Annotated in this window: 24 protein-coding genes and 2 other RNA genes; 12 read left to right on the top strand and 14 right to left on the bottom strand. The window is 64.5% G+C overall.

Translation table 11 applies throughout. The annotated features are described in order from the left end of the window. The first annotated feature begins 228 nt into the window (after positions 1 to 228). Positions 229 to 304: non-coding RNA, sX9 sRNA (locus ACCQ09_RS18305), on the top strand. A 12-nt stretch (positions 305 to 316) separates the two neighbouring features. On the opposite strand, the gene ACCQ09_RS18300 is transcribed toward ACCQ09_RS18305, so the two are convergent. From ACCQ09_RS18300 to ACCQ09_RS18285, 4 genes are all read right to left on the bottom strand, one after another. Beyond that, positions 317 to 961 (bottom strand): ABC-type transport auxiliary lipoprotein family protein, encoded by a 645-nt coding sequence (locus ACCQ09_RS18300; RefSeq protein ID WP_057673285.1) that lies wholly within the window; start codon positions 959 to 961, stop codon positions 317 to 319. Continuing rightward, positions 958 to 1,884 (bottom strand): MlaD family protein, encoded by a 927-nt coding sequence (locus ACCQ09_RS18295; protein WP_011035876.1) that lies wholly within the window; start codon positions 1,882 to 1,884, stop codon positions 958 to 960. Before ACCQ09_RS18295 ends, ACCQ09_RS18300 begins: the two co-directional genes overlap by 4 nt. 2 nt (positions 1,885 to 1,886) lie before the next feature. Further along, positions 1,887 to 2,717 (bottom strand): ABC transporter ATP-binding protein, encoded by an 831-nt coding sequence (locus ACCQ09_RS18290; protein WP_011035877.1) that lies wholly within the window; start codon positions 2,715 to 2,717, stop codon positions 1,887 to 1,889. Positions 2,718 to 2,799: 82 nt separating this feature from the next. Beyond that, positions 2,800 to 3,912 carry an MlaE family ABC transporter permease gene (locus ACCQ09_RS18285; protein WP_012439264.1) on the bottom strand — a complete coding sequence of 371 codons (1,113 nt, stop codon included), beginning with the start codon at positions 3,910 to 3,912 and terminating at the stop codon, positions 2,800 to 2,802. A 165-nt stretch (positions 3,913 to 4,077) separates the two neighbouring features. On the opposite strand from ACCQ09_RS18285, the gene ACCQ09_RS18280 reads away from it, so the two are divergent. Further along, complete coding sequence (locus ACCQ09_RS18280) at positions 4,078 to 5,337, top strand: threonine/serine exporter family protein (RefSeq protein ID WP_042596442.1); 1,260 nt, start codon at positions 4,078 to 4,080, stop codon at positions 5,335 to 5,337. A 62-nt stretch (positions 5,338 to 5,399) separates the two neighbouring features. Here the strand turns inward: ACCQ09_RS18280 and ACCQ09_RS18275 are convergent, their stop codons facing one another. The 3 genes from ACCQ09_RS18275 to ACCQ09_RS18265 form a co-directional block, all read right to left on the bottom strand. Next, positions 5,400 to 5,867 carry an H-NS histone family protein gene (locus tag ACCQ09_RS18275; RefSeq protein WP_011035880.1) on the bottom strand — a complete coding sequence of 156 codons (468 nt, stop codon included), beginning with the start codon at positions 5,865 to 5,867 and terminating at the stop codon, positions 5,400 to 5,402. A 278-nt stretch (positions 5,868 to 6,145) separates the two neighbouring features. Continuing rightward, on the bottom strand, positions 6,146 to 7,840 hold the full coding sequence (locus ACCQ09_RS18270) for a proline--tRNA ligase (RefSeq protein WP_012439262.1): 1,695 nt from the start codon (positions 7,838 to 7,840) through the stop codon (positions 6,146 to 6,148). 113 nt (positions 7,841 to 7,953) lie between these two features. Then, entirely contained in the window at positions 7,954 to 8,352 is a 399-nt protein-coding gene (locus ACCQ09_RS18265; protein WP_040941817.1) for a DUF4124 domain-containing protein, read from the bottom strand. 135 nt (positions 8,353 to 8,487) lie between these two features. Between ACCQ09_RS18265 and pssA the strand changes: the two genes are divergently transcribed. The 6 genes from pssA (at position 8,488) to ACCQ09_RS18235 (ending at position 13,840) form a co-directional block, all read left to right on the top strand. Then, positions 8,488 to 9,261 (top strand): CDP-diacylglycerol--serine O-phosphatidyltransferase, encoded by a 774-nt coding sequence (gene pssA, locus ACCQ09_RS18260; RefSeq protein WP_011035883.1) that lies wholly within the window; start codon positions 8,488 to 8,490, stop codon positions 9,259 to 9,261. Further along, a complete protein-coding gene (locus tag ACCQ09_RS18255; RefSeq protein WP_012439260.1) occupies positions 9,258 to 9,725 on the top strand; it encodes an alanine acetyltransferase in 468 nt (155 codons plus the stop codon). Before pssA ends, ACCQ09_RS18255 begins: the two co-directional genes overlap by 4 nt. Further along, on the top strand, positions 9,722 to 10,204 hold the full coding sequence (rimI, locus tag ACCQ09_RS18250; RefSeq protein ID WP_012439259.1) for a ribosomal protein S18-alanine N-acetyltransferase: 483 nt from the start codon (positions 9,722 to 9,724) through the stop codon (positions 10,202 to 10,204). The genes ACCQ09_RS18255 and rimI overlap by 4 nt, the downstream gene beginning before the upstream one ends. A 701-nt stretch (positions 10,205 to 10,905) precedes the next feature. Further along, on the top strand, positions 10,906 to 12,039 hold the full coding sequence (locus ACCQ09_RS18245) for a pectate lyase family protein (protein ID WP_040941816.1): 1,134 nt from the start codon (positions 10,906 to 10,908) through the stop codon (positions 12,037 to 12,039). 237 nt (positions 12,040 to 12,276) lie between these two features. After that, the gene (locus ACCQ09_RS18240) at positions 12,277 to 13,416 is read left to right on the top strand and encodes a pectate lyase family protein (protein WP_101958101.1); all 1,140 of its coding nucleotides are present in this window, start codon (positions 12,277 to 12,279) and stop codon (positions 13,414 to 13,416) included. A gap of 196 nt (positions 13,417 to 13,612) precedes the next feature. Beyond that, positions 13,613 to 13,840 carry a hypothetical protein gene (locus ACCQ09_RS18235; protein ID WP_016945117.1) on the top strand — a complete coding sequence of 76 codons (228 nt, stop codon included), beginning with the start codon at positions 13,613 to 13,615 and terminating at the stop codon, positions 13,838 to 13,840. 3 nt (positions 13,841 to 13,843) lie between these two features. On the opposite strand, the gene ACCQ09_RS18230 is transcribed toward ACCQ09_RS18235, so the two are convergent. From ACCQ09_RS18230 to ACCQ09_RS18205, 6 genes are all read right to left on the bottom strand, one after another. Then, positions 13,844 to 13,918, bottom strand: a non-coding RNA gene (locus tag ACCQ09_RS18230) — sX9 sRNA. A 143-nt stretch (positions 13,919 to 14,061) separates the two neighbouring features. Then, entirely contained in the window at positions 14,062 to 16,896 is a 2,835-nt protein-coding gene (locus ACCQ09_RS18225; protein ID WP_012439257.1) for a valine--tRNA ligase, read from the bottom strand. A gap of 113 nt (positions 16,897 to 17,009) precedes the next feature. Next, on the bottom strand, positions 17,010 to 17,675 hold the full coding sequence (locus ACCQ09_RS18220; protein ID WP_043921595.1) for a hypothetical protein: 666 nt from the start codon (positions 17,673 to 17,675) through the stop codon (positions 17,010 to 17,012). Between the two features lie 2 nt (positions 17,676 to 17,677). Then, a complete protein-coding gene (locus tag ACCQ09_RS18215) occupies positions 17,678 to 18,910 on the bottom strand; it encodes an AAA family ATPase (protein ID WP_228427840.1) in 1,233 nt (410 codons plus the stop codon). A gap of 9 nt (positions 18,911 to 18,919) precedes the next feature. Then, positions 18,920 to 19,345, bottom strand: a complete 426-nt coding sequence (locus tag ACCQ09_RS18210; RefSeq protein WP_005995970.1) for a DNA polymerase III subunit chi — start codon at positions 19,343 to 19,345, stop codon at positions 18,920 to 18,922. A 114-nt stretch (positions 19,346 to 19,459) separates the two neighbouring features. Beyond that, positions 19,460 to 20,941: a leucyl aminopeptidase gene (locus tag ACCQ09_RS18205; protein ID WP_227971080.1), complete on the bottom strand. Its 1,482-nt coding sequence runs from the start codon at positions 20,939 to 20,941 to the stop codon at positions 19,460 to 19,462. A 107-nt stretch (positions 20,942 to 21,048) separates the two neighbouring features. Between ACCQ09_RS18205 and lptF the strand changes: the two genes are divergently transcribed. Genes lptF through ACCQ09_RS18190 form a run of 3 tightly spaced genes read left to right on the top strand, consistent with a single transcriptional unit; the run spans position 21,049 to position 23,536 of the window. Next, positions 21,049 to 22,131, top strand: coding sequence for an LPS export ABC transporter permease LptF (lptF, locus tag ACCQ09_RS18200; protein WP_012439255.1), 1,083 nt, complete (start codon positions 21,049 to 21,051; stop codon positions 22,129 to 22,131). Continuing rightward, complete coding sequence (gene lptG / locus ACCQ09_RS18195) at positions 22,128 to 23,234, top strand: LPS export ABC transporter permease LptG (protein WP_012439254.1); 1,107 nt, start codon at positions 22,128 to 22,130, stop codon at positions 23,232 to 23,234. Before lptF ends, lptG begins: the two co-directional genes overlap by 4 nt. Further along, positions 23,234 to 23,536, top strand: a complete 303-nt coding sequence (locus ACCQ09_RS18190; protein ID WP_012439253.1) for a hypothetical protein — start codon at positions 23,234 to 23,236, stop codon at positions 23,534 to 23,536. Before lptG ends, ACCQ09_RS18190 begins: the two co-directional genes overlap by 1 nt. A 139-nt stretch (positions 23,537 to 23,675) precedes the next feature. Here the strand turns inward: ACCQ09_RS18190 and ACCQ09_RS18185 are convergent, their stop codons facing one another. Continuing rightward, complete coding sequence (locus tag ACCQ09_RS18185) at positions 23,676 to 24,143, bottom strand: RDD family protein (RefSeq protein WP_029217152.1); 468 nt, start codon at positions 24,141 to 24,143, stop codon at positions 23,676 to 23,678. An 87-nt stretch (positions 24,144 to 24,230) separates the two neighbouring features. Here ACCQ09_RS18185 and xerD point away from each other — a divergent pair, with 87 nt between their 5' ends. Then, positions 24,231 to 25,202, top strand: coding sequence for a site-specific tyrosine recombinase XerD (gene xerD, locus ACCQ09_RS18180; RefSeq protein ID WP_075286165.1), 972 nt, complete (start codon positions 24,231 to 24,233; stop codon positions 25,200 to 25,202). Positions 25,203 to 25,378: the final 176 nt, after the last annotated feature.

Below are 25,378 nucleotides of genomic sequence, written 5' to 3'. Positions count from 1 at the left end.
AGTTTGCTGGCTGTTTTACTGAAAGCCATGCACACCGACCATCTCGACGGGTCCTTGCCCGCCCACCGTCGCGGGACCTTACGCGGCATGGATGCCGCGCAAGAGCTTACAAGGACGTACTTGCAGCGTGTCCCGCGATGGTGGGAAGGCAAGGGCCCCCGCAGTCATGCAGCAGATCAGCCGCTTTGCGGCAGCCCCAGGCGGGCGCGGCCGGTACTCGGAATCGGCATGTACCACTCGTATGCTCCGGCTCCTGCGCGCCGTCCGTGTCCACCTGGCGACCGCTGGCTACGTTTTTCTGGCTGCTCGCTTGCGCTTACAACGCACGCGGCAAGGTCTGGCTGTCCTGCTGACCGGTGATCAAGGTCCAACCCACCAGCTCGGTGGTGACCTGGGTCAGGGCCTGCTCGAACGCGGCCGCGACCGCAGCGGTGTCGGTGCTGCTCGAGGGGCGGGCCACGGTGAACGTACGCGATGCCACCACGCGCTGATCGGAGGAATGCAGCAGCTTGGCGTTGAGCTCGATGGTGGCAGCCGGCAGCGACTGGCCGGCATAGTCGGACTCGAAGCGGCGCACGTCGATCGCCAGTTTGTAGTCCGAGCGGATCCCGGCGCCGATGCGCGCAACCGCGGCGATCTTGCCGGAGTCTTCGAACGCGCGCACCACGCTGTCTTCCAGCATGTCGGTGGCCGGTTGCGCCCAGCCGGCGCCGTGATAGACCTGCAATTCGCCGGGGGTCGGGCGCACATTGATGCGCTGGCTGTCGATGATACGCGCGGCGCTGGGCTTGGCCACCGAGAGCTGCCAGCTCACCTGCGGCCACGCTGGATTTGGCGTGACGCGCACGGTGGGGGCGTAGATCGTGGCCGGCTTCTGGTCGCCACCGGTCAGGACCGAGCAGCCGCCCAGCGCCAGCAACGAGACGCACAGCAGGGGACGCAACAGGCGCATGGCAGTCATTTCGGTTCGAACTCCTTGGGTGCGTCGCGGCCGAGCAGGTAGCGCGCAGGGTTGTTGTCCAGTTTGTCGCTGACCCGGCGCAGATCGCGGATCAGGCCGCGCAACTCGGTGAGCGTGGGGCCCAGCTGACCCAGGCCGTCGTTGGCAAAACTATTGATGGCCGCGCGATTCTCGCCAAGGATGTTGTCAGCGTTGCCGGCGGCCGAGTCCAGCTTGACCAGGGTGGCGTCGAGTTTTTCCAGGATGCCGGGCAGCTGCTGCACCAGGTTCTGGTCCAGCCGCTTGATGGTGCCGTTGGTGGTGGTCAGGGTGGTGTCCAGATTGCGCGCGGCATCGCGCGCGCTGACGATCAGCGCCTGCATGCCTTCGTCGCGATCGGCGATGCCGCCGCTGATCTTTTCCAGGTTCTGCAGCGTGGCAGTGATGCTGGCCACGTTCTTGTCCGAGAGCATCTGGTCCATGCGCTCGACGATGCGGTTGGCGGTGTCGGTGATGTTCTGCAGCGCCGACGGCGTGGTCTGGATGATCGGCGCGTCGCTCTTGTCGATGGTGGTCAGCGACGGCGCTTCGGGCGTGCCGCCAGAGAGCTGGATGATCGAAGGGCCGGTCAGGCTGGTGATGGCCAGCTTGGCGCGGGTGTCGCTTTTGATCGGCGTGGTGGAGTTCACCCGCACATGCGCCACGACCTGGCGCGGGTCGTTCGGCGCCAGCGTCAGCTCGGTGATCGAGCCCACCGCGATGCCGTTGTACTGCACCGGGCTGCCGACCGACAAGCCGGTCACCGCCTCGCGGAACACCACCCGGTATTGCTGCCAGGTGCGGTCGGAGGAGTATTTGGCGGCCCACAGCCCGAACAGCAGCAAGGCCAGGCCGGCCACGATGGTGAAGGCGCCGATCAGGACGTAATTGGCTTTGGTTTCCATGCTCAGGCGGTCTCGGTGGAGGCGGTCTTGGCCTGGCGCGCGGCACGCGCACGGGGGCCGTGAAAATATTCCTGGATCCAGGGGTGATCGACTTGTTCGATTTCGGCCAGCGGGGCGTTGGCGATCACCTTGCGATCGGCCAGCACCGCGATGCGGTCGCAGATGGCGTACAGCGTATCCAGGTCGTGGGTGATCAGGAACACGGTCAGGCCCAGGGCCTGCTGCAATGTGCGGATCAGCCGGTCGAAGGCGGCCGCGCCGATTGGATCCAGCCCGGCGGTGGGCTCGTCCAGGAATAGCAGCGGCGGGTCCAGTGCCAGCGCCCGCGCCAGTCCGGCGCGCTTGCGCATGCCGCCGGACAATTGCGAGGGCAGCTTGTCCAGCGCGTCGGCGGGCAAACCGGCCAGCTTGATCTTCAACAGCGCCAGTTCGAAATACCAGCGCTCGGGGAATTCGCCGTGATGCTCCTTCAGCGGCACCTGCACGTTCTCGCCGACGGTCATCGAGGAAAACAGCGCGCCGTCCTGAAACAGCACACCGGTGTTGCGGGTGATGTGCTGGCGATCGACGAAACGGCCCGAGCGCGCATCCGCGCCCAGCACCTGGATGCTGCCGGCATCGGGTTCGCGCAGGCCCAGGATGCTGCGCATCAACACCGACTTGCCGGTGCCCGAGCCGCCGACCACGCCCAGGATCTCGCCGCGGCGCACGTCCAGGTCGAGCTCTTCGTGGACGACCTGGCTGCCGAACCGGTTGGTCAGCCCGCGCACGGAGATTGCCAGCTGGTCGTCGTCAGTCTCGGGAGTGGTGATTTGGGATTCGGGATTGGTCACAGCAGGCCTCTCGCGAGCGCGGAGACGCCCGCGCGTGTGCTTTGCACGAATTCCGAATCCCCAATGTCGAATCTCGGCCTCATCACCACCCCATCTTCATGAACCACAACGCCGCAATTGCGTCGAGGATGATGACCAAGGAAATCGTCTGCACCACCGAAGAAGTGGTGCGTTCTCCCACCGACTGCGCGGTGCCGCTGACCTTCAAACCCTCCAGGCAGCCGATCAGGCCGATCACCAGCGCAAACAGCGGCGCCTTCGACAGGCCGACCAGGAAGTGCCGCAGCTGGATGGTGTCGTGCATGCGCGCCAGGTACATCTGCGGCGGAATATCCAGATCGAACGCGCCCACGGTGACGCCACCGGCCAGGCCGGCGATCATCGCGATGAAGGTCAGCAGCGGCAAGGTGAAGATCAGCGCCAGCAGGCGCGGGATCACCAGCAGGTCGATCGGGTCCAGGCCCAGGGTGCGGATGGCATCCACTTCCTCGCGCGATTTCATCGCGCCGATCTGCGCGGTAAACGCGCTGGCGGTGCGGCCGGCCAGGACAATAGCGGTGAGTAGTACGGCAAATTCGCGCAGGAACGCGATCGACACCAGTTCCACCACATAGATCTCCGCGCCGAAGTCGCGCAGGATCGTCGAGCCCAAAAACGCGATCACCGCGCCCACCAGGTACGACAGCAGCACCACCAGCGGCACCGCATCCAGCCCCACCTGTTCCATGTGGTGCACGGTGGAGGTGAGCCGGAAGCGGCGCGGTTCGTGGATCAGTCGCCCGATCTTGACCAGGTTCTCGCCCAGGAAGCTGTTGAGCTCCAGGATGCCCTGGCCCACGCCGTGGGTGGTGCGGCCCAGGCGATCGAGTGCGGCGACAAAGCCGTAATCGCGCTTGGGCTTGGGGCGCTCGTCGTTGAGCTCCTCGATGGTGCACACCAGTGCCTGGTGCTCGTCGCGGAAATCGATGGCGTCTTCTTTCAGGCCCATGCGGCTGGCAAAGCGCAGCAACTGCAGTACCCCGGCCGAATCCAGTTGCCCGATGCCACGCGCGTCGATGCGGCGCACCCCGTCGGGAACGGCTTGCAGCAGCTCGGCCTGGGGCAGGGCGGTGGCCAGGACCCAGCTGCCGGCGAGGCGTACCTCGGCATGGTCCTGCGAGTCTTGTTCGATGCGTGGCGGTTGCGGTTTGATCATGGGCGGCCTGTCCGTGGCGTCAGCATACAGTGGCTGGCGTGAGCGAATGATGGGGAGTGACTGCGCGCATGGCGACAGCCACCGGCGATGGCGACCACGGGCCACGCGTGCTGCGCATACACTGGCGTCCTCGCCCAGGCGCCGCTTCGATCCGACCCGCCACGCATGTCTGCTGCCACCGTTGTTCCATCGTCCGCCGGCGCAACCTACGCGCAACGTGTCGCCTTCGTGTCGGAAATCGCCGGGCGCCTGCATTCCTATGGCACCACCGCGCAGCGGCTGGAGGCGGCGGTGATCGGCCTGTCGCAGAAACTGGGGCTGGATTGCGAGCCCTGGTCCAATCCCACCGGCATCATCCTGAGCTTCAGCGACCCCACCAAGTCGATCGGCTCCAGCGACATCACCCGCGTGATCCGCCTGGCGCCGGGCGAGAACGACCTCTACAAACTCAGCGTCGCCGACTACGTGGCCGACAGCGTCGCCAACGGGCGCATGAGTATTGCCCAGGGGCACACGGCCCTGCGCCGTCTCGACCGCGAAACGGACCGGCGCGGCAAGGCCCTGCAGGTGCTGGCGTTCGGCCTGGCTGCGGCCGGGGTGGCCGGGCTGTGGAAGCTGCCGTGGCTGGACATCGCCACCGCCGGGGTGATCGGCATGTCGATCGGGCTGCTCACCCAGTACACCGACAAGCGCCCGGCCACCAAGGAGGCCGGCGAAGCGCTGGCCGGGCTGCTGGCCGGCGTGGTCGCTGCGCTGGTGGCCTCGCTGGTCGGCCCGCTCAATCTCAATACGGTGATCATTGCCTCGCTGGTGGTGCTGCTGCCCGGTATGTCGCTGACCAATGCGTTCAACGAGTTGGCCAGCCAGCATTGGGTGTCGGGCACGGCGCGCCTGGCCGGTGCGGTCACCACGGTGCTCAAGCTCACCGTGGGCGCGGTGATTGCGGTGACGTTGACCCAGTTGGTGGGCTTGAACCCGCAGGTCGCCGCGGTGCGCCCACAGGCCGGCTGGGTGGAATGGGCCTCGCTGCTGGTGGCCGCGTATGCGTTCGCGGTGCTGTTCAAGGCCAATCGCCGCGATTATCTGTGGATCATGGCGGCGGCCATGTCCGGGTATGTCATCGCACGTTATGCCGGGCATGCCTGGGGCGGGCCGGCCGGCGTGTTCGCATCGGCGATGGCATTGACCGCCGCCGGAAATCTGTTTGGACGTGTGGTGCAAAAACCCGGTGCGCTGATCCGGTTGCCGGGCATCATCATGCTGGTGCCCGGTAGCACCAGTTTGCGCGGGTTTTTGACCCTGGTGCAGCAGCAGGATGTCACCGTCGGCCAAGCTGCACTATTGGCGGTCACCAATATCGTGATGGCTTTGGTGGCCGGATTGCTGTTTGGCAATCTGCTGATCCCGGCCCGCAAGAATTTATGACAGGCCCGAACGGCGCCCAATAAAAAACGCCGGCAGTGCCGGCGTTTTTTATTTGCCTTGAATCACGCAGCCTTGGCTTTCTTGGTCGCGCGCTTGGTGGCGGTTTTGCGCGTGGCCTTCTTGGCGGTGGCCTTCTTTGCCGGCTTTGCGCCGCCGTCCTTCTTGATCAGGAAGTCTTCGACCTTCTTGCCGGCAGCGGTCAATTCAGCCAGCCAGCGCGGCTGCTTGCCGCGGCCGGTCCAGGTTTCCTGGGCATTGGCGGGATTGCGGTATTTCGGTGCAACCTTGCCCAGCTTGCGTCCGGCACGCGGACCCGGCTTGCCGGCGGCGGCCGGACGGCCCGGGCCGGCACTGGCGGCGGCGCCGAACAATTCTTCAATGGAATAACCCTGGGCTTTCGCGGCGCGGGTCAATTGGGTCCGCACCTTGGCAATCGGCGCGCGCTTGGCGACCACCGTCTGCTGCTTCTTTGCATTCTTGATCAGTGCGCCCAACTGCTTGGCCGACAGGCCGGTGAGATCGATCGACATCACTACTCCGGAAAATTGAGAGGGAAATTAAGAGCAACTAACAAAACGGCGACATATTCGAATGGCAGGCGCGGCCTGCCATCGGTTTTCTCTGGAGCGCGTCCATGCGAAATCCTGCGCACCATCCCAAACCGCACGTCACGCTTTGCTAGTTGCTCTCGGAATGCCATTCCGTGGCAGCGCCGGACATCATAATGACAGAAAACCCATATGACAAATGCGCCGAATTACTTCGGCGCAGTGTGTTCATCCAGCGGGAGGATATTGCCCGGGTTTGATCAGTGCCCAAGCCGGGAGAATAACCCGGCCTTATCCAGGTTTTCTGCCGATTCGGCGGTGCGGGCGCGATATTCAAAAGTCCCGGCTGCCAATCCACGCTCGGACACCACCACGCGGTGCGGAATGCCCAGCAGTTCCATATCGGCAAACATGGCGCCCGGGCGCAGGCCGCGATCGTCCAGCGCCGCGTCGATGCCGGCGGCGATCAATTCCTCCAGCAAGTCACCGGCCGCGGCAGCCACCTGCGCGTCCTGCTTGGGGTTGATCACGCACACCACCACCTTCCACGGCGCCATCGGCGCGGGCCAGACAATGCCGGCGTCGTCGTGGTTCTGTTCGATTGCCGCCGCCACGATGCGCGAGATGCCGATGCCGTAGCAGCCCATCTTCATCACCGCGGCCTTGCCGTTTTCGTCCAGCACGGTGGCCTGCAGCGCTTCGGCGTATTTGCTGCCGAGCTGGAACACATGGCCCACCTCGATGCCGCGGGTCAGGCGCAGCTCGCCGCCGTCGCTGGCACGGTCGCCGTCGACGACATTGCGCACGTCGGCCACGGTCTCCGGTTCGGGCAGGTCGCGGCCCCAGTTGACCCCGGTCAGGTGCACGCCCACCGCGTTGGCACCGACCACGAAATCGGCCATGGTCGCGACGTCGCGATCGGCAATGATGCGAATCGGCTGGACCGGCTGCACCGGGCCCAGGAAGCCGGGCTCGCTGCCCAGGTGCTGACGGATCTCGCTTTCATTGGCCAGCCGGTAGTCGGCCATGCCGGCGACCTTGGCCAGCTTGATCTCGTTGACGGCGTGATCACCACGCACCAGCACCAGCACGAAGCCGGCGGTGGTCATCACCGCTATCGACTTCACCGTGCGCTGCAGCGGCAGGCCCAGCAACTGGGCCACGTCTTCGCAGGTCTTCTGGGTGGGTGTGTCCACGCGCTGGAGGGTCTCGCCGGCAGCCGGGCGCGGTGCGGGCAGGGCGGCGCTGGCGGTTTCCACATTGGCCGCGTAGTCCGAGCCGGTGGAGAACGCCAGCGAGTCCTCGCCCGATTCGGCGATGACATGGAATTCCTGCGAGGCATCGCCGCCGATTGCGCCGGAGTCGGCCTGCACCGCGCGGAACTCCAGCCCCAGCCGGGTAAAGATGCGGATATAGGCGGCCCGCATGTTGTCGTACTCGCGCGCCATGTCCGCATCGGTGAGATGGAACGAATAGGCGTCCTTCATCAGGAACTCGCGTGCACGCATCACGCCGAAACGCGGGCGGATTTCATCGCGGAACTTGGTCTGGATCTGGTAGAAATTCAGCGGCAGCTGCTTGTAGCTGTTGATTTCCTGGCGCGCGAACTCGGCCGCGGCTTCTTCGGCGGTCGGGGTGTAGCAGAACTCCTGTTCCTTGCGGTCCTTGATCTTCAGCAATTGCCCGCCGAACTTTTCCCAGCGGCCGGTTGCGTCCCACAGCTCGCGCGGCTGGATGGTGGGGAACAGCACTTCCACCGCCCCGGCGCGGTTCATTTCCTCGCGCACGATGGCCTCGACCTTGCGCAGCACGCGCAAGCCCAGCGGCGACCAGGTGTACAGCCCGGAGGCCAGCTTGCGGATCATGCCCGCGCGCAGCATCAGACGGTGGCTGACCAGCTCGGCGTCGGCCGGGGTTTCCTTGGTGGTGTGCAGGTGGAACTGGGAAAGACGCATCGGGCTTCGCTTGAGGCGGAAAGCCGATAGTTTGCCAGTGTCGTGCCCTGCAGGTCATCGGCGATGCCCCGGCGGCGCGTTGCGTGCACCGGCGCGTGGCCGGTGCGCAGGGCTCAGGTGCTGGGGCCGCCGGCCGGTGCCGGCTTGCAATAGGCCTTGGCGGCGGCCTCTGCCAGATTGCGCTGCGCGGCGCGCGCTTCCGGGTCCAGCGGGGTGCCAGGCTTGCCGTCGCCGGCGCCCATGGTCACTTCGCCCTTGCCGCTGAGCAGCTCCAGGTTGCGGCGTGCGGTGAGGCAGTCGGCCGATTCGGGCGCGGCCGTTTCCGGCGCGGCGATGGCGGCGGTGCCGCTGCGCGCGTCGATCCGGCGCGACTCGTAGCGCTGGCCGGTCGGGGGCGGGGTCTCGGTGTAGTGGGTCACGCCCTTGGCGTCCTTCCACTTGTATAGATCGGTGGCGCCGGCGGCGGCGCTGACCAGCATCAACAGGGCGCAGAGCCCGGACGACAGGTGCATGAGGCTTCCCCTAGATGATTCCCGCGGCGATTGCAGCATTCAGCGACCGCCGTGGCAAGTGATCGATGGGCCGGCAGGGCGCATCAGGCCGGGCCGCGCTACCGCCGGACGGACCTCAGGCCCTACACTTGCCGGATGGATGAAATGAGACCGCCCCCGCGTTCGCGCACGATCTACCTGCTGCCGAACCTGTTCACCACCGCCGGGTTGTTCTCCGGCTTCTACGCCATCATTGCTGCCGCCAACGGCCAGTTCGTGCAAGCCAGCATGGCGGTGTTCGTGGCCGCGGTGATGGACGGGCTGGACGGCCGCGTGGCGCGCCTGACCAACACCAGCAGCGAATTCGGCGTGCAGTACGACTCGCTGGCTGACCTGGTCAGCTTCGGCATGGCGCCGGCGCTGGTGATGTATCACTGGTCGCTGTCAGCGTTGAAGTTCGACAGCAGCGTGATGGGCCGGGTCGGCTGGTCGGCGGCGTTTCTGTATGCGGCCTGCGCCGCGCTGCGGCTGGCGCGCTTCAACACCCAGGTCGGCGTGGTCGACAAACGCTGGTTCATCGGCCTTGCCAGCCCGGCCGCGGCCGGCTTGATGATGTCCTTCGTGTGGGCCTTCGCCGACGACAGCCTGGGCCTGGATGGCGAGCAGCTGCGCTATGTGGCGCTGTGCGTCACCGTGGTGTCGGCGTTGCTGATGGTCAGCCGGATCCGTTTCTGGAGCTTCAAGGGCGGCGAACGCGGCCCGCGTGCCGACCGGGTGCCGTTCCTGGCGCTGGCGATCGCGGCGGTGGTCATCGCGCTGCTGGTCATCGACCCGGCACGCTCGCTGCTGGTGATCGGCGTGCTGTACGCCTTGTCCGGCCCGGTGATGTGGCTGTGGCGGCGCGGACGCAGGACGCCCGAGCTGCCATGAGCGAGATGGCCGTCGCGCCGGTGTGGTCGGACCTGCAGGTGAGCTGCCTGCAGGCGATGGGCCACACCGTGTATCTGGACCGCGACACGGTGGAGGCCGAACCGGCGCCTGCCGTGGCCGAGGCGCCGGCACCGGTGCGTGAACCTACGCGCCCGCAACACGCCGCGCCTGCGCCCAGCGCAGCACCTGCCGCACGCCGCAACGCACCGGCTGCGCCGTCCGAGCCACCTGCCGATGTCAGCGTTCGACCGTCCGCGCCTGCCGCACCGCGGCGTGGTCGTGTGGGCATGCCCGACAGATTGCAGATTGCCTTGTTGCGTGCATCCGGCTGCAATCCCGGTGATCCGCAGACCCAGGCGTTGATGGCCTCCTGGCCTCTGGCCGAATTGCGCGGCAACCCGGCCGCCAAGCGCGCGCTGTGGCCGCAGCTGCGCGCCCTGCGCCGGCGCCAGGGCCCGGCGTGAGCGCCATGAACGCGCCGATGCCCACTGCCCTGCGCGCGATGCGTGAGAGCGACCTGGACGCGGTGATGGACATCGAGCGCCGCGCGTATCCGTTTCCGTGGACGCGCAGCATTTTTCGCGATTGCCTGCAGGCCGGGTATCCGGGCTGGGTGCTGGAGCAGGCCGGGCAGATCATTGGCTACGGCGTGATCAGCATTGCTGCCGACGAGGCGCATGTGCTCAACGTCTGCATTGCACCGGAAGCACAGTCGCAAGGGCACGGCCGTGTGTTGCTGCGCGCGCTGATCAAGGCGGCCTGCGACCGTGGCGCGCGGCGCGCGTTCCTGGAAGTGCGCCCGTCCAATCCGTCGGCGATTGCCTTGTACCACTCCGAAGGGTTCAACGAGATCGGGCGACGTCCGCGCTACTACCCCGCGCACACCGGGCGCGAAGATGCCCTGGTGATGGCGATCGAGTTGTTCTTCGAAGGCATCTCCTGACCGATCGTGTGGCGCGCAGGCTTTGCGACGCCCTGGTGTGACTTGACTGATTGAAGGCTGGCCGCGCCGCTGCGTGGCGGGCGCGTATGTGCTGACGCTCGGCACCATCATCGAACGTGCATGCAGGTGTACGCGCTTGCACGGCATGCGTGTGTGCATGCGTCACAGCTGACGAAGCGAACGCAACGTGCGTGCGGCCACTTCTGCTCATCATGCGACGCACGCGCTGATTGATACCCCGCGGTATTGGACGTGTGTGCGCATGATCGATCACTGCGCTGCACATCGCACGGAAGTGCACGTCACCGGCAATGCGTTTTGCTGCGTTTGTGCGGTCTCCAGCGCTCAGTGATGTGTCCTGATCGCGCTGCTTGATGTGCCCTCTCACATCCGCGATCACACATCGTGCTTGCGCTGCTGCACGCCACCACGCGCTGCACGTGATGTTGCATTGCAGTGTCCTCGCTGCTGTCTCCGCGTGTCTGCGTCATCGCGTTTTGTCTTCTCTTGAATGTCCCGCAAGCGTTTGCGTGACAGCGCGTGCACATCGACACATCGCCTAGATACAACCGATTGCGATGCTCCTAGTATCCGTGTCGCGGAAACTGAAAAGTACACAGATGAAAAGTACGTTCCGCGCGCTCTAGTCGAGCGATGTGCCGCTGCGCGGTGCGTCGAACTTATCCGAGGGAGACATCAAGATGAAGCCGAAATTCTCAACGGCGGCCGCCGCGTCGCTGTTTGTCGGGTCGTTGCTGGTGATTGGCGTTGCCAGCGCCGATCCTGCACTGGAAGTTGCCACGACAGGCTGGGCCACGCAGAACGGTGGCACCAAGGGCGGCTCCAAAGCCGCGGCCGCCAATATCTACACGGTCAAGAACGCTGCCGAGCTGAAAGCTGCGTTGAAAGCAAGTGTTGGCAGCAACGGCCGCATCATCAAGATCAAGGGTGTCATCGACGTCAGCGAAGGCAAGGCCTACAGCACCACGGCCGACATGAAGAGCCGCGCGCGTCTGGACATTCCCACCAAGACCACCTTGATCGGCATCACCAGCAACGCGGAAATCCGCGAAGGCTACATGTACGTCAAGGCGAACGACGTCATCATCCGCAACATCACCATCGAAAATCCGTGGGATCCGCAGCCGGTCTGGGATCCGGACGATGGCAGCGCGGGCAACTGGAACTCCGAATACGACGGGTTGACCGTGGAAGGCGCCAGCAACGTGTGGGTGGACCACGTGACCTTCACCGATGGCCGCCGTACCGATGATCAGAACGGCACCGCCAACGGCCGCCCGAAGCAACACCACGATGGCGCGATGGACGTCAAGAAAGGCGCCAACTACGTGACCATTTCGTACTCGGTGTTCAAGCTGCACGAGAAGAACGATTTGATCGGCTCCAGCGACAGCGCCTCCAGCACCGACAGCGGCAAGCTCAAGGTCACCATCCACAACACCATGTTCCAGGACATCGCCGCACGTGCGCCGCGTGTGCGCTTCGGTCAGGTGCACCTGTACAACAACTACCACGTCGGCAGCACCAGCAATAAGGTGTATCCGTTCTCGCATGCGCATGGTGTCGGCAAGGAATCGAAGATTTTTTCCGAGCGCAACGCATTCGAGATCAGTGGCGTGAGCAGCTGCGACAAGATCGCTGCCGACTACGGCGGCAGCGTGTACCGCGATCAGGGCTCGTTGCTCAACGGCAAGGCGCTTTCTTGCTCGTGGAATACCAACATCGGCTGGACGCCGCCGTATACCTACAACCTGCTGTCGGCCGACAAGGTCGCCGCCGACGTCAAGGCAAAAGCAGGTGCCGGAAAGCTGTAAGCGTTACCACGTGCAGTGCCCGGCAACGGGCACTGCACGTGATGGGTTGCAGCTATGCCGAGGGTGCACGTGCAGCATAGCGAAAATATACTTTTAAATAATTTACATAACCGATAGCATCGGTCGTGTCCGCTAGGGGACTGGCCGATTCGGCCTGGGCGGATGCAGTGCTGTCACGGGGAGCGCGTCGCGCATGCGACGTGTCATTGCATCACTCATTCAAGAGAATTCAACACCATGTCGACTGCATCGACAGTTGTGGGTCGTACGGTTGTGGGCGTCGTTCTGGGCGCTGCGTTGTTGTCGGGCACCGCGTATGCGGCAGACCCTGCACTGGAAGTGGCCACCACCGGCTGGGCCACCCAGAACGGCGGCACCAAGGGAGGCTCCAAGGCGGCGGCAGACATTTACACCGTCACCAACGCGGCCCAGCTCAAGGCGGCCTTGAAGGCCAAGGCCGGCAGCAACGGCCGCATCATCAAGATCAAGGGTGTCATCGACATCAGCGAAGGCAAGGCCTACACCAAGACCTCGGACATGAAGAGCCGTGGTCGCCTGGATGTGCCGACCAAGACCAGCCTGATCGGCGTCGGCACCAATGCCGAAATCCGCGAAGGCTTTTTCTACGTCAAGGCCAACGACGTCATTGTGCGCAATCTCACCATCGAGAATCCGTGGGATCCGGAGCCGGTGTGGGATGCCGACGACGGCGATGCAGGCAACTGGAACTCCGAATACGACGGGTTGACCGTGGAAGGCGCCAGCAACGTGTGGGTGGACCATGTGACCTTCACCGACGGCCGCCGCACCGATGATCAGAACGGCACCGCCAACGGCCGCCCCAAGCAGCATCACGATGGTGCGATGGACGTCAAGAAGGGCGCCAACTACGTGACCATTTCGTATTCGGTGTTCAAGTCGCACGAGAAGAACAGCCTGATCGGCTCCAGCGACAGTGCATCGAGCACCGACTCCGGCAAGCTCAAGGTCACCATCCACAACACCTTGTTCCAGGACATTGCCGCACGTGCGCCGCGTGTACGCTTCGGCCAGGTGCATCTGTACAACAACTACCACGTCGGCAGCACCAGCAATAAGGTGTACCCGTTCTCGCATGCGCATGGCGTGGGCAAGGAATCGAAGATCTTCTCCGAGAACAATGCCTTCGACATCAGCGGCGTGAGCAGCTGCACCAAGATTGCCGGCGACTACAAGGGCAGCGTGTACCGCGATCAGGGCTCGTTGATCAACGGCAAGGCACTGACCTGCAGCTGGAACAGCAACATCGGCTGGAAGCCGCCGTATACCTACAACATTCTGCCGGCCAACAAGGTGGCAGCGGACGTCAAGGCCAAGGCTGGCGCCGGCAAGCTGTAACGCCGAGCACATCCTGCACCGCTGCGTCATGCAGCGGTGCGAACGCAGCACACAACGCCTGCAGCGATGCAGGCGTTGTGCGTTGTTTGTAATGGCGTGTGTGCTGTGCCGATGGCTTGCGTGACAGGCCGCGCAGCGTGGGTGACAAGGCCGACCCGGATGCTCGTTTAACGACGCGCACGGCCTGGCGATTCAGTTGGCGCTGTTGTCGGAGCGCCACGTGTTCCGGATCGGCGAGACCCGTGGTTGCAGGGATGGAGTGCAGGGCATCGGTGGCCGCGCCCATCTCGATCGCGTGGAGCAGATCAACGGCGCGCCGATGGTGTGCATGCTCACTACCGCGATCGGTTGGAAGCCGCGTGATGCGTACAGCCGGTTGCCGACCGCGGCGGTGCTGGCGGATAGGGGCGCCGGAGGACCTTAGAGCCGCTAACAAAACGTAGCGAGCAGTCGTCAAGTGGGTGCGAACGGCGCGGAGGAACCGGAGTGTACGGGGGGACATACCGATTCCGGCCGCCGGCCGCGCCCGCCTGGCGGCTGCGTAGTCGTTTTGATTGCTGCTCTTAACCGGTAAGTGCCGCAGCCGGATGGCTGCGGACAGTGCATGCATCAAACGCCTGCGCCATGTGGCGCAGGCGTCGTGCTTCAGAGCTTGGCGCGCTGCTCGCGCAGACCGGTCAGCTGGGTGGTCCAGTCGTTCAAGCGTGCGCGTTCCTGCTCGACCACCGCCGCTGGTGCGTTCTGCACGAAGGTGGCGTTGCCGAGCTTGCCGTTGCACTTGCCGATCTCGCTCTCCACGCGCTTGATCTCCTTGTCCAGGCGGGTGCGTTCGGCATCCATGTCGACCAGGCCTTCCAGCGGCACCAGCAAGGTGAGCTCGCCCACGATAGCAGCGGCGGCCGGCGGAGCCTCCTGGCCGGCGGCCAGCCAGTCGATGGCTTCCAACTTCAGCAGGAACGCCAGCTGCGAGGCGAAACGCGCCACGCGCGCACGGTCGTCGCTGCTGCCGGCCTGCAACCACAGGCGCACCTGCTTGGATGGCGGCACGTTCAATTCGCTGCGCACGCGGCGCAGTGCCGAGACCATCGCCTTGAGCCATTCGATATCGGCTTCTGCACCGGCGTAACCGCTGGTGTCGACATCGCCACGCTGCGGGAAGGCTTGCAGCGAGATCGTGTCACCGGTAATGCCCAGGCGCGGCGCCACCTGCTGCCACAGTTCTTCGGTCACGAACGGGGTGAGCGGATGCAGCAGCCGCAACAGTGCTTCCAGCACGTAGAGCAGCGTGTGGCGGGTGCTGTCGGCGGCGTCCTGCACCGCGCCGTTGAGCGCAGGCTTGGCGAGTTCGACAAACCAATCGCAGAACGCATTCCAGGCGAATTCGTACAGCGTTTGCGCGAGCAGGTCGAACCGGTAATTGGCGTAATGCGCCTGTGCTTCGGCGGCCACCGCGTCCAGGCGCGCCAGGATCCACCGTTCGGTTTCGGTCTGCGGTTGCGGCACGCCGCTGAACTGTGCGCCTTCGGTGTTCATCAGTGCGAAGCGCGTGGCATTCCACAGCTTGTTGCAGAAATTCTTGTAACCCTCGGCGCGGCCCAGATCGAACTTGATGTCGCGGCCATGCGTGGCGAGTGCGGCGATGGTGAAGCGCAGCGCGTCGGCGCCGTGGGCGATGATGCCGTCCGGGAATTCCTTGCGTGTGGCCTTTTCGATCTTTTCGGCCATGCGCGGCTGCATCAGGCCGCTGGTGCGCTTGGCCACCAAATCTTCAATGCTGATGCCGTCGATGATGTCCAGCGGGTCGAGCACGTTGCCCTTGGACTTGGACATCTTCTGGCCCTGCGCATCGCGAATCAGGCCGGTGATATAGACATCGCGGAACGGCACCTGCCCGGTGAAGCTGTCGGTGGCCATGATCATGCGCGCCACCCAGAAGAAGATGATGTCGAACCCGGTGACCAGCACCGACGACGGCAAGTAGCGGGCGAAACCGCGCTCATCCATCGCCTGCGCATCCGGCCAGCCCAATGTGGAGAACGGCCACAGCTGCGAGGAGAACCAGGTTTCCAGCACGTCGCTGTCCTGATGCAAGGCAACCTCTGCACCCAGACCATGCGTGGCGCGCACCTGCGCTTCGTCGTGGCCGACATAGCACTTGCCCGCCTCGTCGAACCACGCCGGAATGCGGTGGCCCCACCACAGCTGACGGCTGATGCACCAATCCTGGATGTTTTCCATCCAGTGGCGATAGGTGTTGATCCAGTTCGGCGGCACGAACTTGACCTGGCCGCTTTCTACCAGCTCCAGGCCACGTTTGGCCAGCGCATCCATCTTCACGAACCACTGGTCGGTGAGATACGGCTCGATCACCTGGCCGGTACGGTCGCCGCGCGGCACCTGCAGCTTGTGGGGTTTGGTTTCCACCAACAGCCCGAGGTCTTCCAGCTCGGACAGCACCAGCTTGCGCGCGTCGTAACGATCCAGGCCGCGGTAGCGCTCCGGTGCGTTGTCGTTGATGGCGGCGGTGACGGTGAACAGGTTGATCAGCGGCAAGTCATGCCGCACACCCACCTGGTAATCGTTGAAGTCATGCGCCGGCGTGACCTTGACCACGCCGGTGCCGAACGCGCGGTCCACGTAATCGTCGGTGATCACCGGCACCAGACGGCCGGTCAGCGGCAGCACGATCTGTGCGGCATGCAGGGTGGCGTAGCGCGCATCGTCCGGGTGCACCATCACCGCGGTATCGCCGAGCATGGTTTCCGGGCGCGTGGTGGCCACCACCAGGTAATCGCGGGTTTCGCGCAGGGTCTCGACGCCATCGGCATCATGCTCGACGTGTTCGTAGGTCACACCGTCGGCGAGCGGGTAGCGGATCGACCACAAAAAGCCGTCTTCTTCGACGTTTTCCACTTCCAGATCGGAGATGGCGGTCTTCAGCACCGGGTCCCAGTTGACCAGGCGTTGGCCGCGGTAGATCAGGCCCTGTTCGTACCAGCGCACGAACGCCTCGGTGACCGCGGCCGAGGGCTGCGGGTCCATGGTGAAGGTGCTGCGCGACCAATCGCTGGAGGTGCCCAGCCGGCGCATCTGGCGCTCGATGGTGTCGCCGGATTGCGCCTTCCATTCCCACACCTTGGCGATGAAGCCCTCACGCCCCAGCGTGTCGCGCGTTTCGCCCTTGCCTTCCAGCGCGAGGTTGCGCGAGACCACCATTTCCGTGGCGATGCCGGCATGGTCGGTACCCACCTGCCACAAGGTGTCGTAGCCGCGCATGCGGTGGTAACGCACCAGCGCATCCATCAAGGTCTGCTGGAACGCATGCCCCATGTGCAGCGTGCCGGTCACGTTCGGCGGCGGCAGCAACACGGTGTAAGGCTCGCCGCTGCCGGACGGCTTGAAATGCCCGGCCGACTCCCACTGTGCGTACAAGCGCGATTCGAACGAGGAGGGGTCGTAGCTGGAGGCGAGTTGTGTCATGGTGGAATCAAAAGGAGACTGGAAATTTGAATGATCGAAGCGGCGCTAGTTAGCACCAGAATGCAGTTTTTTTCGTTTTTCAGAGATGGGAAGTAAGGTAATTGGAAAATCTGTCAGTGATTCATTGCGCCATAAGCTTGTGTCAGCTTACGCAGTCCATCGCGAAACTTACAGAAGCTTGGAGACTGATTGAGCTCTACATCCATCTTGGGGCAGATATGGTCGGCCCATGCATGCTTGACCTCGCCAGGTAGCGGCCAGCCAGCTTTCATGATGGCTGCAGATCCGCCAGGGTGAACTGCGTCCGCCAAGAGCTCCCAGGTTCCACAGATGCTGTCCTGCTGGTAGCCCGAAAGTATTTCTTTTCTTGCTTTTGGATAGGCAGCGAGCACAGCTGGCTTGTCACCCAGGAACCAGGATTCCATTTCCTCGATCGCGAGGCGAAAAAGAGTCTTCGGCGCCGGATTGCACCGCTGCAGCACGGCTTTCAAATCGGCCAGGAAAGTAGCGCAGTCGCGTCGATCACTATCTAAGACAACAACTACTGCGTCTACGCCTTGCGTCCTGCCGTACCCGCTGAGGAGTCTGGGAAGCTGGTTCAATAATGCGCGCTTCGCAGGGTCTGCAGTAGTCGAAAGGCCGGCTGGTAGTCGTCCGATTCCTTTGTAGGGGTGGATGCGCCACGTATGCGGTTCTCCATGGAGCCCGATGACGGCTGGCAGCAGCATGCTCACCACCTTGGCGCCAGAACTGTCTTCCACAAGGACTTCAATATGCATACTTATTTTGTATCCAAGTAGTCGCCATACCAAAGTCCACCGAGGGGCAATCCTTCTTCTACGAGATTACGCACCAAATCGATATCGGACGCCCGGCAAATGGTGGAAAATCCATTTTTTCCTTTCTCGAGTATCCAGACTTCCTTGGTTGAAAGTGCATCTACGAAATAGGGCTGGTGGGTGGTGACGAAGATCTGTGGGGCGTTCTTCTTTCCCGTGGCATGGCTTCGCAGTTCACTCGCAAGTGAATCGAGTAATCGATGGTAAAGACCGTTCTCGGGCTCCTCGATGCAGATAAATGGTGGTGGTTCAGGATCTTCCATCAAGAGCAGGTATGTAAATATTTTCAGCGTTCCATCCGACATCTGGCCAGCATAGAAGGGATCGTTGAAGGCACCATCGTTGAATTGAAGAAGCACGCGTTTGTCTTGCGTCACAGTTGTTCTGATGCTGTGCACGCCAGGAATTTTTGCCGCGATACGGTCAAGGATTGTTTTGAAACGTTCTTTATGTTCGCGTTCCATATATTGAACGACGTTTCCGATGTTTTCGCCATGCACATCGAGATGTCGCTGAGCCCCGGCCGAAGGTATGGAGCGTGCAGAGTCCGGGTGGAAATAGGAGAGATACCAGCCTTTCAGGAAGTCGCGGAAACGCTTGATGCGCGGATGCTCTTTCAATGTGCCAAGAGTTGCAATTCCCAACTGGCGCAAATCAGTGAGCTCCACATCCTCTTGAGCGCGATCTTCTTCGCCGCTGGATGTTTCCACCGCTTCTTCGCCAGCCCATACCTTTCCAACGCCGTGATGCAGGCGTAAGAATGGGTAGGGGCGGCCGTGTTTCTGTCCTTTGCGACGTTGCTTGAGAACCTCTGACTCGACGAATGGTCGCCCGCTGCTGTCCAGATTGATGGCCAGCTCGTAGGTGATGGGGCGTTCGCCCTTGGCTTCTCGGTAATAGATATCGAACCGTATGGATTCCTCAGTTCCCAAGGAGCGCATGCGCTCAAAGCCTCCGCGTTGTTTATCGTCGCAGGCCGATTCCACGTCCTTCGATAAGCAGTCGGCGACAAAGCCGAAGGCATCGAATAGCGTGCTTTTTCCGACACCGTTCTTGCCGATGACAACGGTGAAAGGAGTCAGCGGATCACCCTGCTGTTCAGCAGATAGGCGTCCAAGCGTGATATCGCGCAGCGCGCGATAGTTGCGGACACGAAAGCCTTCGATTAATGCCATATCCTTCCCCTACATGTCGTATTTCGTGAGTTCCAGGCCCAGGGCCTTGTACTGCTTCCAGCGTTCGCGCAGCGGTTCGCGGGCGGCGGGGTCGGCGGGCACCACTTCCAGCACGCGGTCGCAGGCGCCCAGGTACGGATCGTCGCGCAGGTTGATCACCAGCGGGCGCGAGGGCGCGGCGAACTCGGGCGTTGCGATCAGCACCGGCGCCAGTTCGTCTTCCTCATCGGTGCCGGCGATCTGGTGCGGCACATAGGCTTCGTCGTCGAACGCCCACAACAGGTCATCCAGCGCCTCGGCCTGTGCGGCATCGCGCGCCAGGATCAGCGTGGACAGGTTGGCATCGTTGGCCTTGCGCGCCAGCTCGCAGACCAGCCGCAGCGGTTCGTCGAGGAAGCGCGGTTTGGCGATCAGGTAAAAGTCGGCACGGGGCATCAGGGCAGGGAATCGGGAGAGGAGAATTGGGAATGGTCACGGCACCGCCGCGACCTCGAAGGTCGCGGCGGTGCCTGAAAGGAAAGGGCTTTCACGATTCCCTATTCCCGATTTTCAATTCCCACCTTCGGCGCGGTCCAGCAACCACTGGGTCAGCAGGCCGACCGGGCGGCCGGTGGCCATGCCGCGCTTGCCTTCGTCGCTGGCCACGCCGGCGATGTCCAGATGCGCCCAGCGCTGGTTTTCGGTGAAGCGCGACAGGAAGCAGCCGGCGGTGATCGCGCCACCCCAGCGGCCGCCGATGTTGTAGACGTCGGCGAAGGTGGAATCCAGCAGGCCCTGGTATTCGTCCCACAGCGGCAGGCGCCAGGCGCGGTCGAACACGTGCTCGCCGGCGGCCAGCAGTTCATTGGCCAGATCGTCGTGCTTGCTCATCAATCCGGCGGTCTGGTGGCCCAGGGCCACCATGCAGGCGCCGGTCAGCGTGGCCACGTCCACCAGCGCTTCGGGGTTGAAGCGCTCGGCGTAGGTCAGCGCATCGCACAGGATCAGGCGGCCTTCGGCGTCGGTGTTGCCGACCTCGATGGTCTTGCCGGACATGCTGGTGATCACGTCCGAGGGACGATAGGCATTGCCGTCGATGGCGTTTTCCACCGCCGGCACCACCACCACCAGGTTGATCGGCAGCTCGGCCTTGACCGTGGCCACGAAGGTGCCGATGACGTTGGCGCCACCGCACATGTCGTACTTCATTTCCTCGATGCCGCCTTGGGTCTTGAGGTTGACGCCACCGGTATCGAAGGTGATGCCCTTGCCGACCAGCACGTAGGGGCGCGCCTCGCCGCCGCCGTTCCACTTCAGCACGATCAGGCGCGGGCGGTTGGCCGAGCCACGCGCCACCGACAACAGCGAGCCCATGCCCAGCGCTTCCATCTGCTGCTCGTCCAGGATATCGGCCTCGGCGCCGGGGAACTTGCCGGCGAAGGCGGCCGCCGTGTCGGCCAGGTAGGCTGGGGTGCAGTAGTTCGGCGGCAGGTTGCCCAGCTCGCGGGCGAACTCCACGCCTTCGGCGGTGGCGATGCCCACGGCCAGGGCGCGGGCGTCGTCGCCAGCGATCGCCAGGGTGGTCAGGCCGGTGTCGTCGACCTTCTTCTTGCTCAGCGTGGCGGTGTAACGGTAGGCGGCATGGTCGCTGACGATGACGGCCTGGCGGATGTTCCAGGCTGCGTCGCGTGCCTTGACGGGCAGTTCGGTCAGGGTGAGCAGGGCGGTGCCGATCGGGCCGGTCTTCAGTGCGCGGGCCGCATCGCCGATGGCCTTGAGGTAGGGCGCCACGCCAAACTTGGCGGCATCGCCCAGGCCCACCACCAGCACGCGCGGGGCCTGCACGCCGGGCAGGTCATGCACCAGGGTGGTGGTGCCGGTCTTGGTGGCCACATCGCCCCGTGCCACCAGCGCCGTCAGGCGGCCCTGGCTGGCGCTGTCCAGCGCCTGGGCAGCGGGCGAGAGGGTCTTGTCGGCGAACGCGCCAACCACGATGCAGTCGACGTGGGCGCTTGCCGGCGCGTCTTGGTTCAGGGTGAATTGCAGGGCCATTGATCAGATTCCGTAGGCAAATCCGTACAATCGCGGGCTGTTTACGCCAACCTGACTAGGCTGGCGGCGCCGCGAACGAATCCGAGAGTTTAAAACAAGCCCACCCTATGCCGAAGCTCGATCGATATCTGCTTAGCGATTTCACCCAGAGCTTCCTGGCAACCCTCATCGTGCTGCTGGTCGTGAGCGTGGGCGGGGTGCTAGTGGATATCCTCGGCAATATTGCCGATGGCCGTATCCCCGCGCGGTTGCTGCTGTCCCAGGTGGGTCTGCAATTCGTTGCCTACCTGCCGATCATCCTGCCGCTGGCGCTGATGCTGGGCCTGCTGCTGGCGCTGGCGCGGCTGTACCGCGATTCAGAAATGGCGGTCATCACGGCGATTGGCATCGGCCCGCGGCGCATGCTGCGCCCGATCCTGTGGCTGGTGGTGCCGGTGGTGGTGGTGATTGGCGCCTGCTCGTTGTGGCTGGGCCCCTGGGCCAGCCGCACCGCCGAGCTGATGCTGGAAGATGCCAACCGCAGCGTGGTGATGGCCGGCCTGGAATCGGGCAAGTTCACTCCGTTGTCCGGCGGTGGCGTGGTCTACCTGACCACCATCTCCCCCGACGGCAAGGGCCTGGGCAAGGTCTTCATGCAGCGCCAGAAGGATGACCGCATCGACGTGGTCACCGCCGAGCGCGGCGCCATGTTCTTCGAGGGCAAGACCGACCGCTACCTGCGCCTGGAAGATGGCCATCGCATCGAAGGCCCGGCCGGTGCGCAAGGCCTGGACTACCGCTTGATGACCTTCGCCAGCAACGATGTGGCCCTGCCGGACCGCACCAAGGCGCACGACGCCAACGACCCGGAAGTGATGTCCACGTTCAAGCTCATCGGGGATGCGCGGCCGATCGCGCGCGCCGAGTTGCACCGGCGCCTTGCCCCGCCGCTGCTGGCGCTGGCCTTCGCATTGCTGACCCTGCCGCTGTCGCGCAGTGCGCCGCGGCAGCAGCGCTACGGCCGCATCATGCTGGCGTTTCTGGCCTACCTGGTCGGCACAAACCTGATGATCGTCGGCACCCAATGGATCGCCAACGGCAAGGTGCCGGGCGCGGTTGGGCTGTGGTGGCTTACGCTGCCGCTGCTGGCGGTATCGATCTGGGCCTACGCCCGCGATGGCCGGTTGTCGCGGCCGAGGGCGCGCGCATGAAGCTGATGCCGCGGGTACATGACTGGTATGTGGGGCGCGCCGTGCTGTTCACGGTGCTGCTGACCTGGGCCGTGCTGCTGGGCCTGGACGTGGTCAACGCGTTTGCCAGCGAGGCAAAGAGTATCGGCCAGGGCAGTTACAGCTTTGGCCATGCCATCGCCTTTGTCGCCTACACGGTGCCGCGCCGGGCCTACACCTTGTTCCCGACCGCGGCGGTGATCGGCGCGCTGATGGGCCTGGGCCAGCTGGCGGCGACCTCCGAGCTGACCGCGTTGCGGGCGCTGGGCGTGTCGCGCAAGCGCATGTCTGCCTCGGTCGTGGTGGCGATGGCCTTGCTCACCGCGACCATGGTGATCAGCGGCGAGACCGTGGGCCCGTGGGCACAGAGTCAGGCCGATACGCTCAAGACCAGCGCCCGCTATCAGAGCGATATGACCTCGGCACGGTATTCCGGCCTGTGGGCGCGCGAAGGCGATACGTTCCTCAATGCACTCAGTGGCGAGGAGCAGCTGCTGGACAATGGCGGAACTGCGTTGACCCTGCACGACGTGCGGCTTTATCACCTGGATGCAAAGGGGCAGATGCAGCAACTGACCTACGCCGCGGTCGCCGAGCACCGTGATGGCCGCTGGACGCTGCGTCAGGTGCGCCGCGATACCTTCCAGGAACGTTCCGTGCAGCGCGAGACCTTCCCCGAATTGCCGTGGCAGTCGCAGCTCAACCCCAAGGCGCTGGCGGCCGGCCTGGCCAAGCCGCGCAACCTGTCGGTGCATGATCTGGGGCAGAGCATCGAGTACCGCCGTCGCAACGGCCTGGATGCCAGCGATTACGAAGATCAGTACTGGAGCCGCTGGTTCTACCCGCTCAACGTGCTGGCGCTGTGTCTGGCGGCGATCCCGTTCTCGTTCGGTTCGTTGCGCAGCGGCGGCCTGGGCAAGCGCTTGTTCCTGGGCATCCTGTTCGCGCTGGGCTTCTGGCTGCTGCAGCTGTTTTTCGGACGCATGGCCGGTGCGCTCAAGCTCGACTACCGCATCGCCTATGCCTTGCCGCCCATGGTGATGCTGGGAGTCTCGGCCTGGTTGTTCCGGCGGCGTAGTAGCTGATGCGCCGGCGCCGGCTGAGTGTTTTCGGCTTGGCGCTGTGTGTGCCGTACGCGTTTTTTATCGGGATATGCCTGTGGGGAGCGAACGAAGCCGGAAATGACTACAAAGGGCGCTTTGTCATGCTGCAGTTACCGATCGGGCTGCAGCAGTCAGCACTGCATGCGCTCGGCGCCGATGCCTGGCTAGGCTCATTGTCCTGGGTATCGGCTTATCTGCTGTTTGTTCCGCTCACGGTTGTGTTGCTCTATTTGCTGGGGCACGGGCTGCAGGCGCTGATTGAACGGCCGTCGCCAGATTTCTAAAGGTTGCCCGGACTGCCATCACTGCGCGGGACGCGCGGCCAGGCTGGGACTGCGTTGATGCCGCGTCGCTGCACTGTTGCGCAGCGGTGCGCGGTGCGGCGGTACAGCGTTAGTGGTCAATGTGCCGGTGCGTTCACCCTCAGCGCGACGGCTTGGCCAGCCGCTGCAGCCTGGTGCCACTCGCGCGGTCATGCCAGGTCAGCCGGTCGCGATCCAGCCATGCCCACCAGAATCCCACGCCGCCCAGGGCCAGCGACAGCGTGCCGACGGCATAGCGGATCCACAACGCGCGCCAGCAGGCTTGCGGGCCGGTCAATGACAGTCGCCACGGGCGCATGCCCAGCGTCTGGCCCCCATGGCGCCAGCTCACCGTGGCGTAGACACCCGCCGCAATCCAGCAGCACAGCCACAACAGCCACTGCCAGCCGCTGAAAGGGGCGATGTTCTCGCGCGCCGGATGCCCGGCCAGGGTGAATCCCAGCGTGAAGCCGGCCGAGAGCAGCATCCACAGTGCCAGCACCGGCCAGGCGTCGTAGCACAGCGCCAGCAGTCGCCAGCCCACCAGGGCAGGTGCGCGTGCGGTCAGCGGGGCAGGGATCGAGGTCATGCCCGCGAGCATAGCCGGCGCTGGCGATCGGGCAAGCGGGCGATGCGGGGCTACCGTCAGCGCCGCGGCAGGCCCTAAGCTTGGGCAATGTCTGCCAGCAGTCCCGCCGAACGCCGCCAACGTGCCCAGCAACTGCCGCCCCTGCGGGCGGAGGACGATCAGGCGATCCAGCGCTTCCTGGATCGGTTGTGGGCCGAACAGGGCGTGGCGCGCCAGACCCTGGACAGCTATCGGCGCGATCTGGAAGGGCTGGCGCGGTGGCGCGATGGCGCCGGCGGTGGCCTGCAGGGCGCCGACCGCAGCGCGCTGTTCGACTATCTGCGCTGGCGCACCGAGGCGCGCTACGCGCCGCGCAGCAATGCGCGCCTGCTCTCGACCCTGCGCGGCTTCTACGCGCTGTGCCTGCGCGATGGCGTGCGCAGCGACGACCCCACCGCGCTGCTGGATCCGCCGCGCGTGCCGCGCTCGCTGCCCAAGGCCCTGACCGAGAGCCAGATCGATGCGCTGCTGGCGGCCCCGGAGATCGGCACGCCGCTGGGCCTGCGCGATCGCGCCATGCTCGAACTCATGTATGCGGCCGGCCTGCGCGTCAGCGAGCTGGTCACGCTGCCGGCCGTGGCGATCAACCTGCGCCAGGGCGTGCTGCGGGTCACCGGCAAGGGCAGCAAGGAACGGCTGGTGCCGCTGGGCGAGGAATCCCAGCACTGGCTGGAACGTTATTTGGAGACCGCGCGGCCCACTCTGTCCGAGCGCAAGGCGGTGCCAGCGGTGGACGGGCAGGTTCCGCTGTTCATCGACGCCGCGCGCCGGCCGCTGAGCCGCCAGCAGTTCTGGGGCCTGGTCAAACGCTATGCGGCGGTTGCCGGCATCGACCCGGACACGGTCAGCCCGCATGGCCTGCGGCACAGCTTTGCCACCCATCTGCTCAATCACGGCGCCGACCTGCGCGCGCTGCAGATGCTGTTGGGGCACAGTTCGCTCTCCACCACGCAGATCTACACGCTGGTGGCGCGCCAGCATCTGCAGACCTTGCACGCCCGGCATCATCCGCGCGGCTGATGCCGCGATTGCGAGCGGTGCGGTGGCTGCGAGCGGTTGCCGCAGCCAGCTAGGCCTTCCCGATGCTCCCGACCGGTGCGGCACTTACGCTTCGCTCCGGCCGCGTCGCAGTTCGCCTCTGGGCGCTTCGATCCGCCCGCCATTGCATCGGGCGCATGCGCGGCGCCTGCAACGAA

The sequence above is a fragment of the Xanthomonas sp. NCPPB 2586 genome, assembly GCF_041475775.2.
Taxonomy (GTDB): Bacteria; Pseudomonadota; Gammaproteobacteria; order Xanthomonadales; family Xanthomonadaceae; genus Xanthomonas; species Xanthomonas campestris.
The sequence above is the reverse complement of the archived record's forward strand: the minus strand, read 5'-3'. Positions and strand labels throughout refer to the sequence as shown.

Bases quoted from the DNA above. Each gene is read 5' to 3' on its own strand.
- ACCQ09_RS18300 (WP_057673285.1), bottom strand. From the start codon at position 961: ATGACTGCCATGCGCCTGTTGCGTCCCCTGCTGTGCGTCTCGTTGCTG.
- ACCQ09_RS18295 (WP_011035876.1), bottom strand. From the start codon at position 1,884: ATGGAAACCAAAGCCAATTACGTCCTGATCGGCGCCTTCACCATCGTG.
- ACCQ09_RS18285 (WP_012439264.1), bottom strand. From the start codon at position 3,912: ATGATCAAACCGCAACCGCCACGCATCGAACAAGACTCGCAGGACCAT.
- ACCQ09_RS18280 (WP_042596442.1), top strand. From the start codon at position 4,078: ATGTCTGCTGCCACCGTTGTTCCATCGTCCGCCGGCGCAACCTACGCG.
- ACCQ09_RS18275 (WP_011035880.1), bottom strand. From the start codon at position 5,867: ATGTCGATCGATCTCACCGGCCTGTCGGCCAAGCAGTTGGGCGCACTG.
- ACCQ09_RS18270 (WP_012439262.1), bottom strand. From the start codon at position 7,840: ATGCGTCTTTCCCAGTTCCACCTGCACACCACCAAGGAAACCCCGGCC.
- ACCQ09_RS18265 (WP_040941817.1), bottom strand. From the start codon at position 8,352: ATGCACCTGTCGTCCGGGCTCTGCGCCCTGTTGATGCTGGTCAGCGCC.
- pssA (WP_011035883.1), top strand. From the start codon at position 8,488: ATGGATGAAATGAGACCGCCCCCGCGTTCGCGCACGATCTACCTGCTG.
- ACCQ09_RS18255 (WP_012439260.1), top strand. From the start codon at position 9,258: ATGAGCGAGATGGCCGTCGCGCCGGTGTGGTCGGACCTGCAGGTGAGC.
- ACCQ09_RS18245 (WP_040941816.1), top strand. From the start codon at position 10,906: ATGAAGCCGAAATTCTCAACGGCGGCCGCCGCGTCGCTGTTTGTCGGG.
- ACCQ09_RS18240 (WP_101958101.1), top strand. From the start codon at position 12,277: ATGTCGACTGCATCGACAGTTGTGGGTCGTACGGTTGTGGGCGTCGTT.
- ACCQ09_RS18225 (WP_012439257.1), bottom strand. From the start codon at position 16,896: ATGACACAACTCGCCTCCAGCTACGACCCCTCCTCGTTCGAATCGCGC.
- ACCQ09_RS18220 (WP_043921595.1), bottom strand. From the start codon at position 17,675: ATGCATATTGAAGTCCTTGTGGAAGACAGTTCTGGCGCCAAGGTGGTG.
- ACCQ09_RS18215 (WP_228427840.1), bottom strand. From the start codon at position 18,910: ATGGCATTAATCGAAGGCTTTCGTGTCCGCAACTATCGCGCGCTGCGC.
- ACCQ09_RS18210 (WP_005995970.1), bottom strand. From the start codon at position 19,345: ATGCCCCGTGCCGACTTTTACCTGATCGCCAAACCGCGCTTCCTCGAC.
- ACCQ09_RS18205 (WP_227971080.1), bottom strand. From the start codon at position 20,941: ATGGCCCTGCAATTCACCCTGAACCAAGACGCGCCGGCAAGCGCCCAC.
- lptF (WP_012439255.1), top strand. From the start codon at position 21,049: ATGCCGAAGCTCGATCGATATCTGCTTAGCGATTTCACCCAGAGCTTC.
- lptG (WP_012439254.1), top strand. From the start codon at position 22,128: ATGAAGCTGATGCCGCGGGTACATGACTGGTATGTGGGGCGCGCCGTG.
- ACCQ09_RS18190 (WP_012439253.1), top strand. From the start codon at position 23,234: ATGCGCCGGCGCCGGCTGAGTGTTTTCGGCTTGGCGCTGTGTGTGCCG.
- ACCQ09_RS18185 (WP_029217152.1), bottom strand. From the start codon at position 24,143: ATGACCTCGATCCCTGCCCCGCTGACCGCACGCGCACCTGCCCTGGTG.
- xerD (WP_075286165.1), top strand. From the start codon at position 24,231: ATGTCTGCCAGCAGTCCCGCCGAACGCCGCCAACGTGCCCAGCAACTG.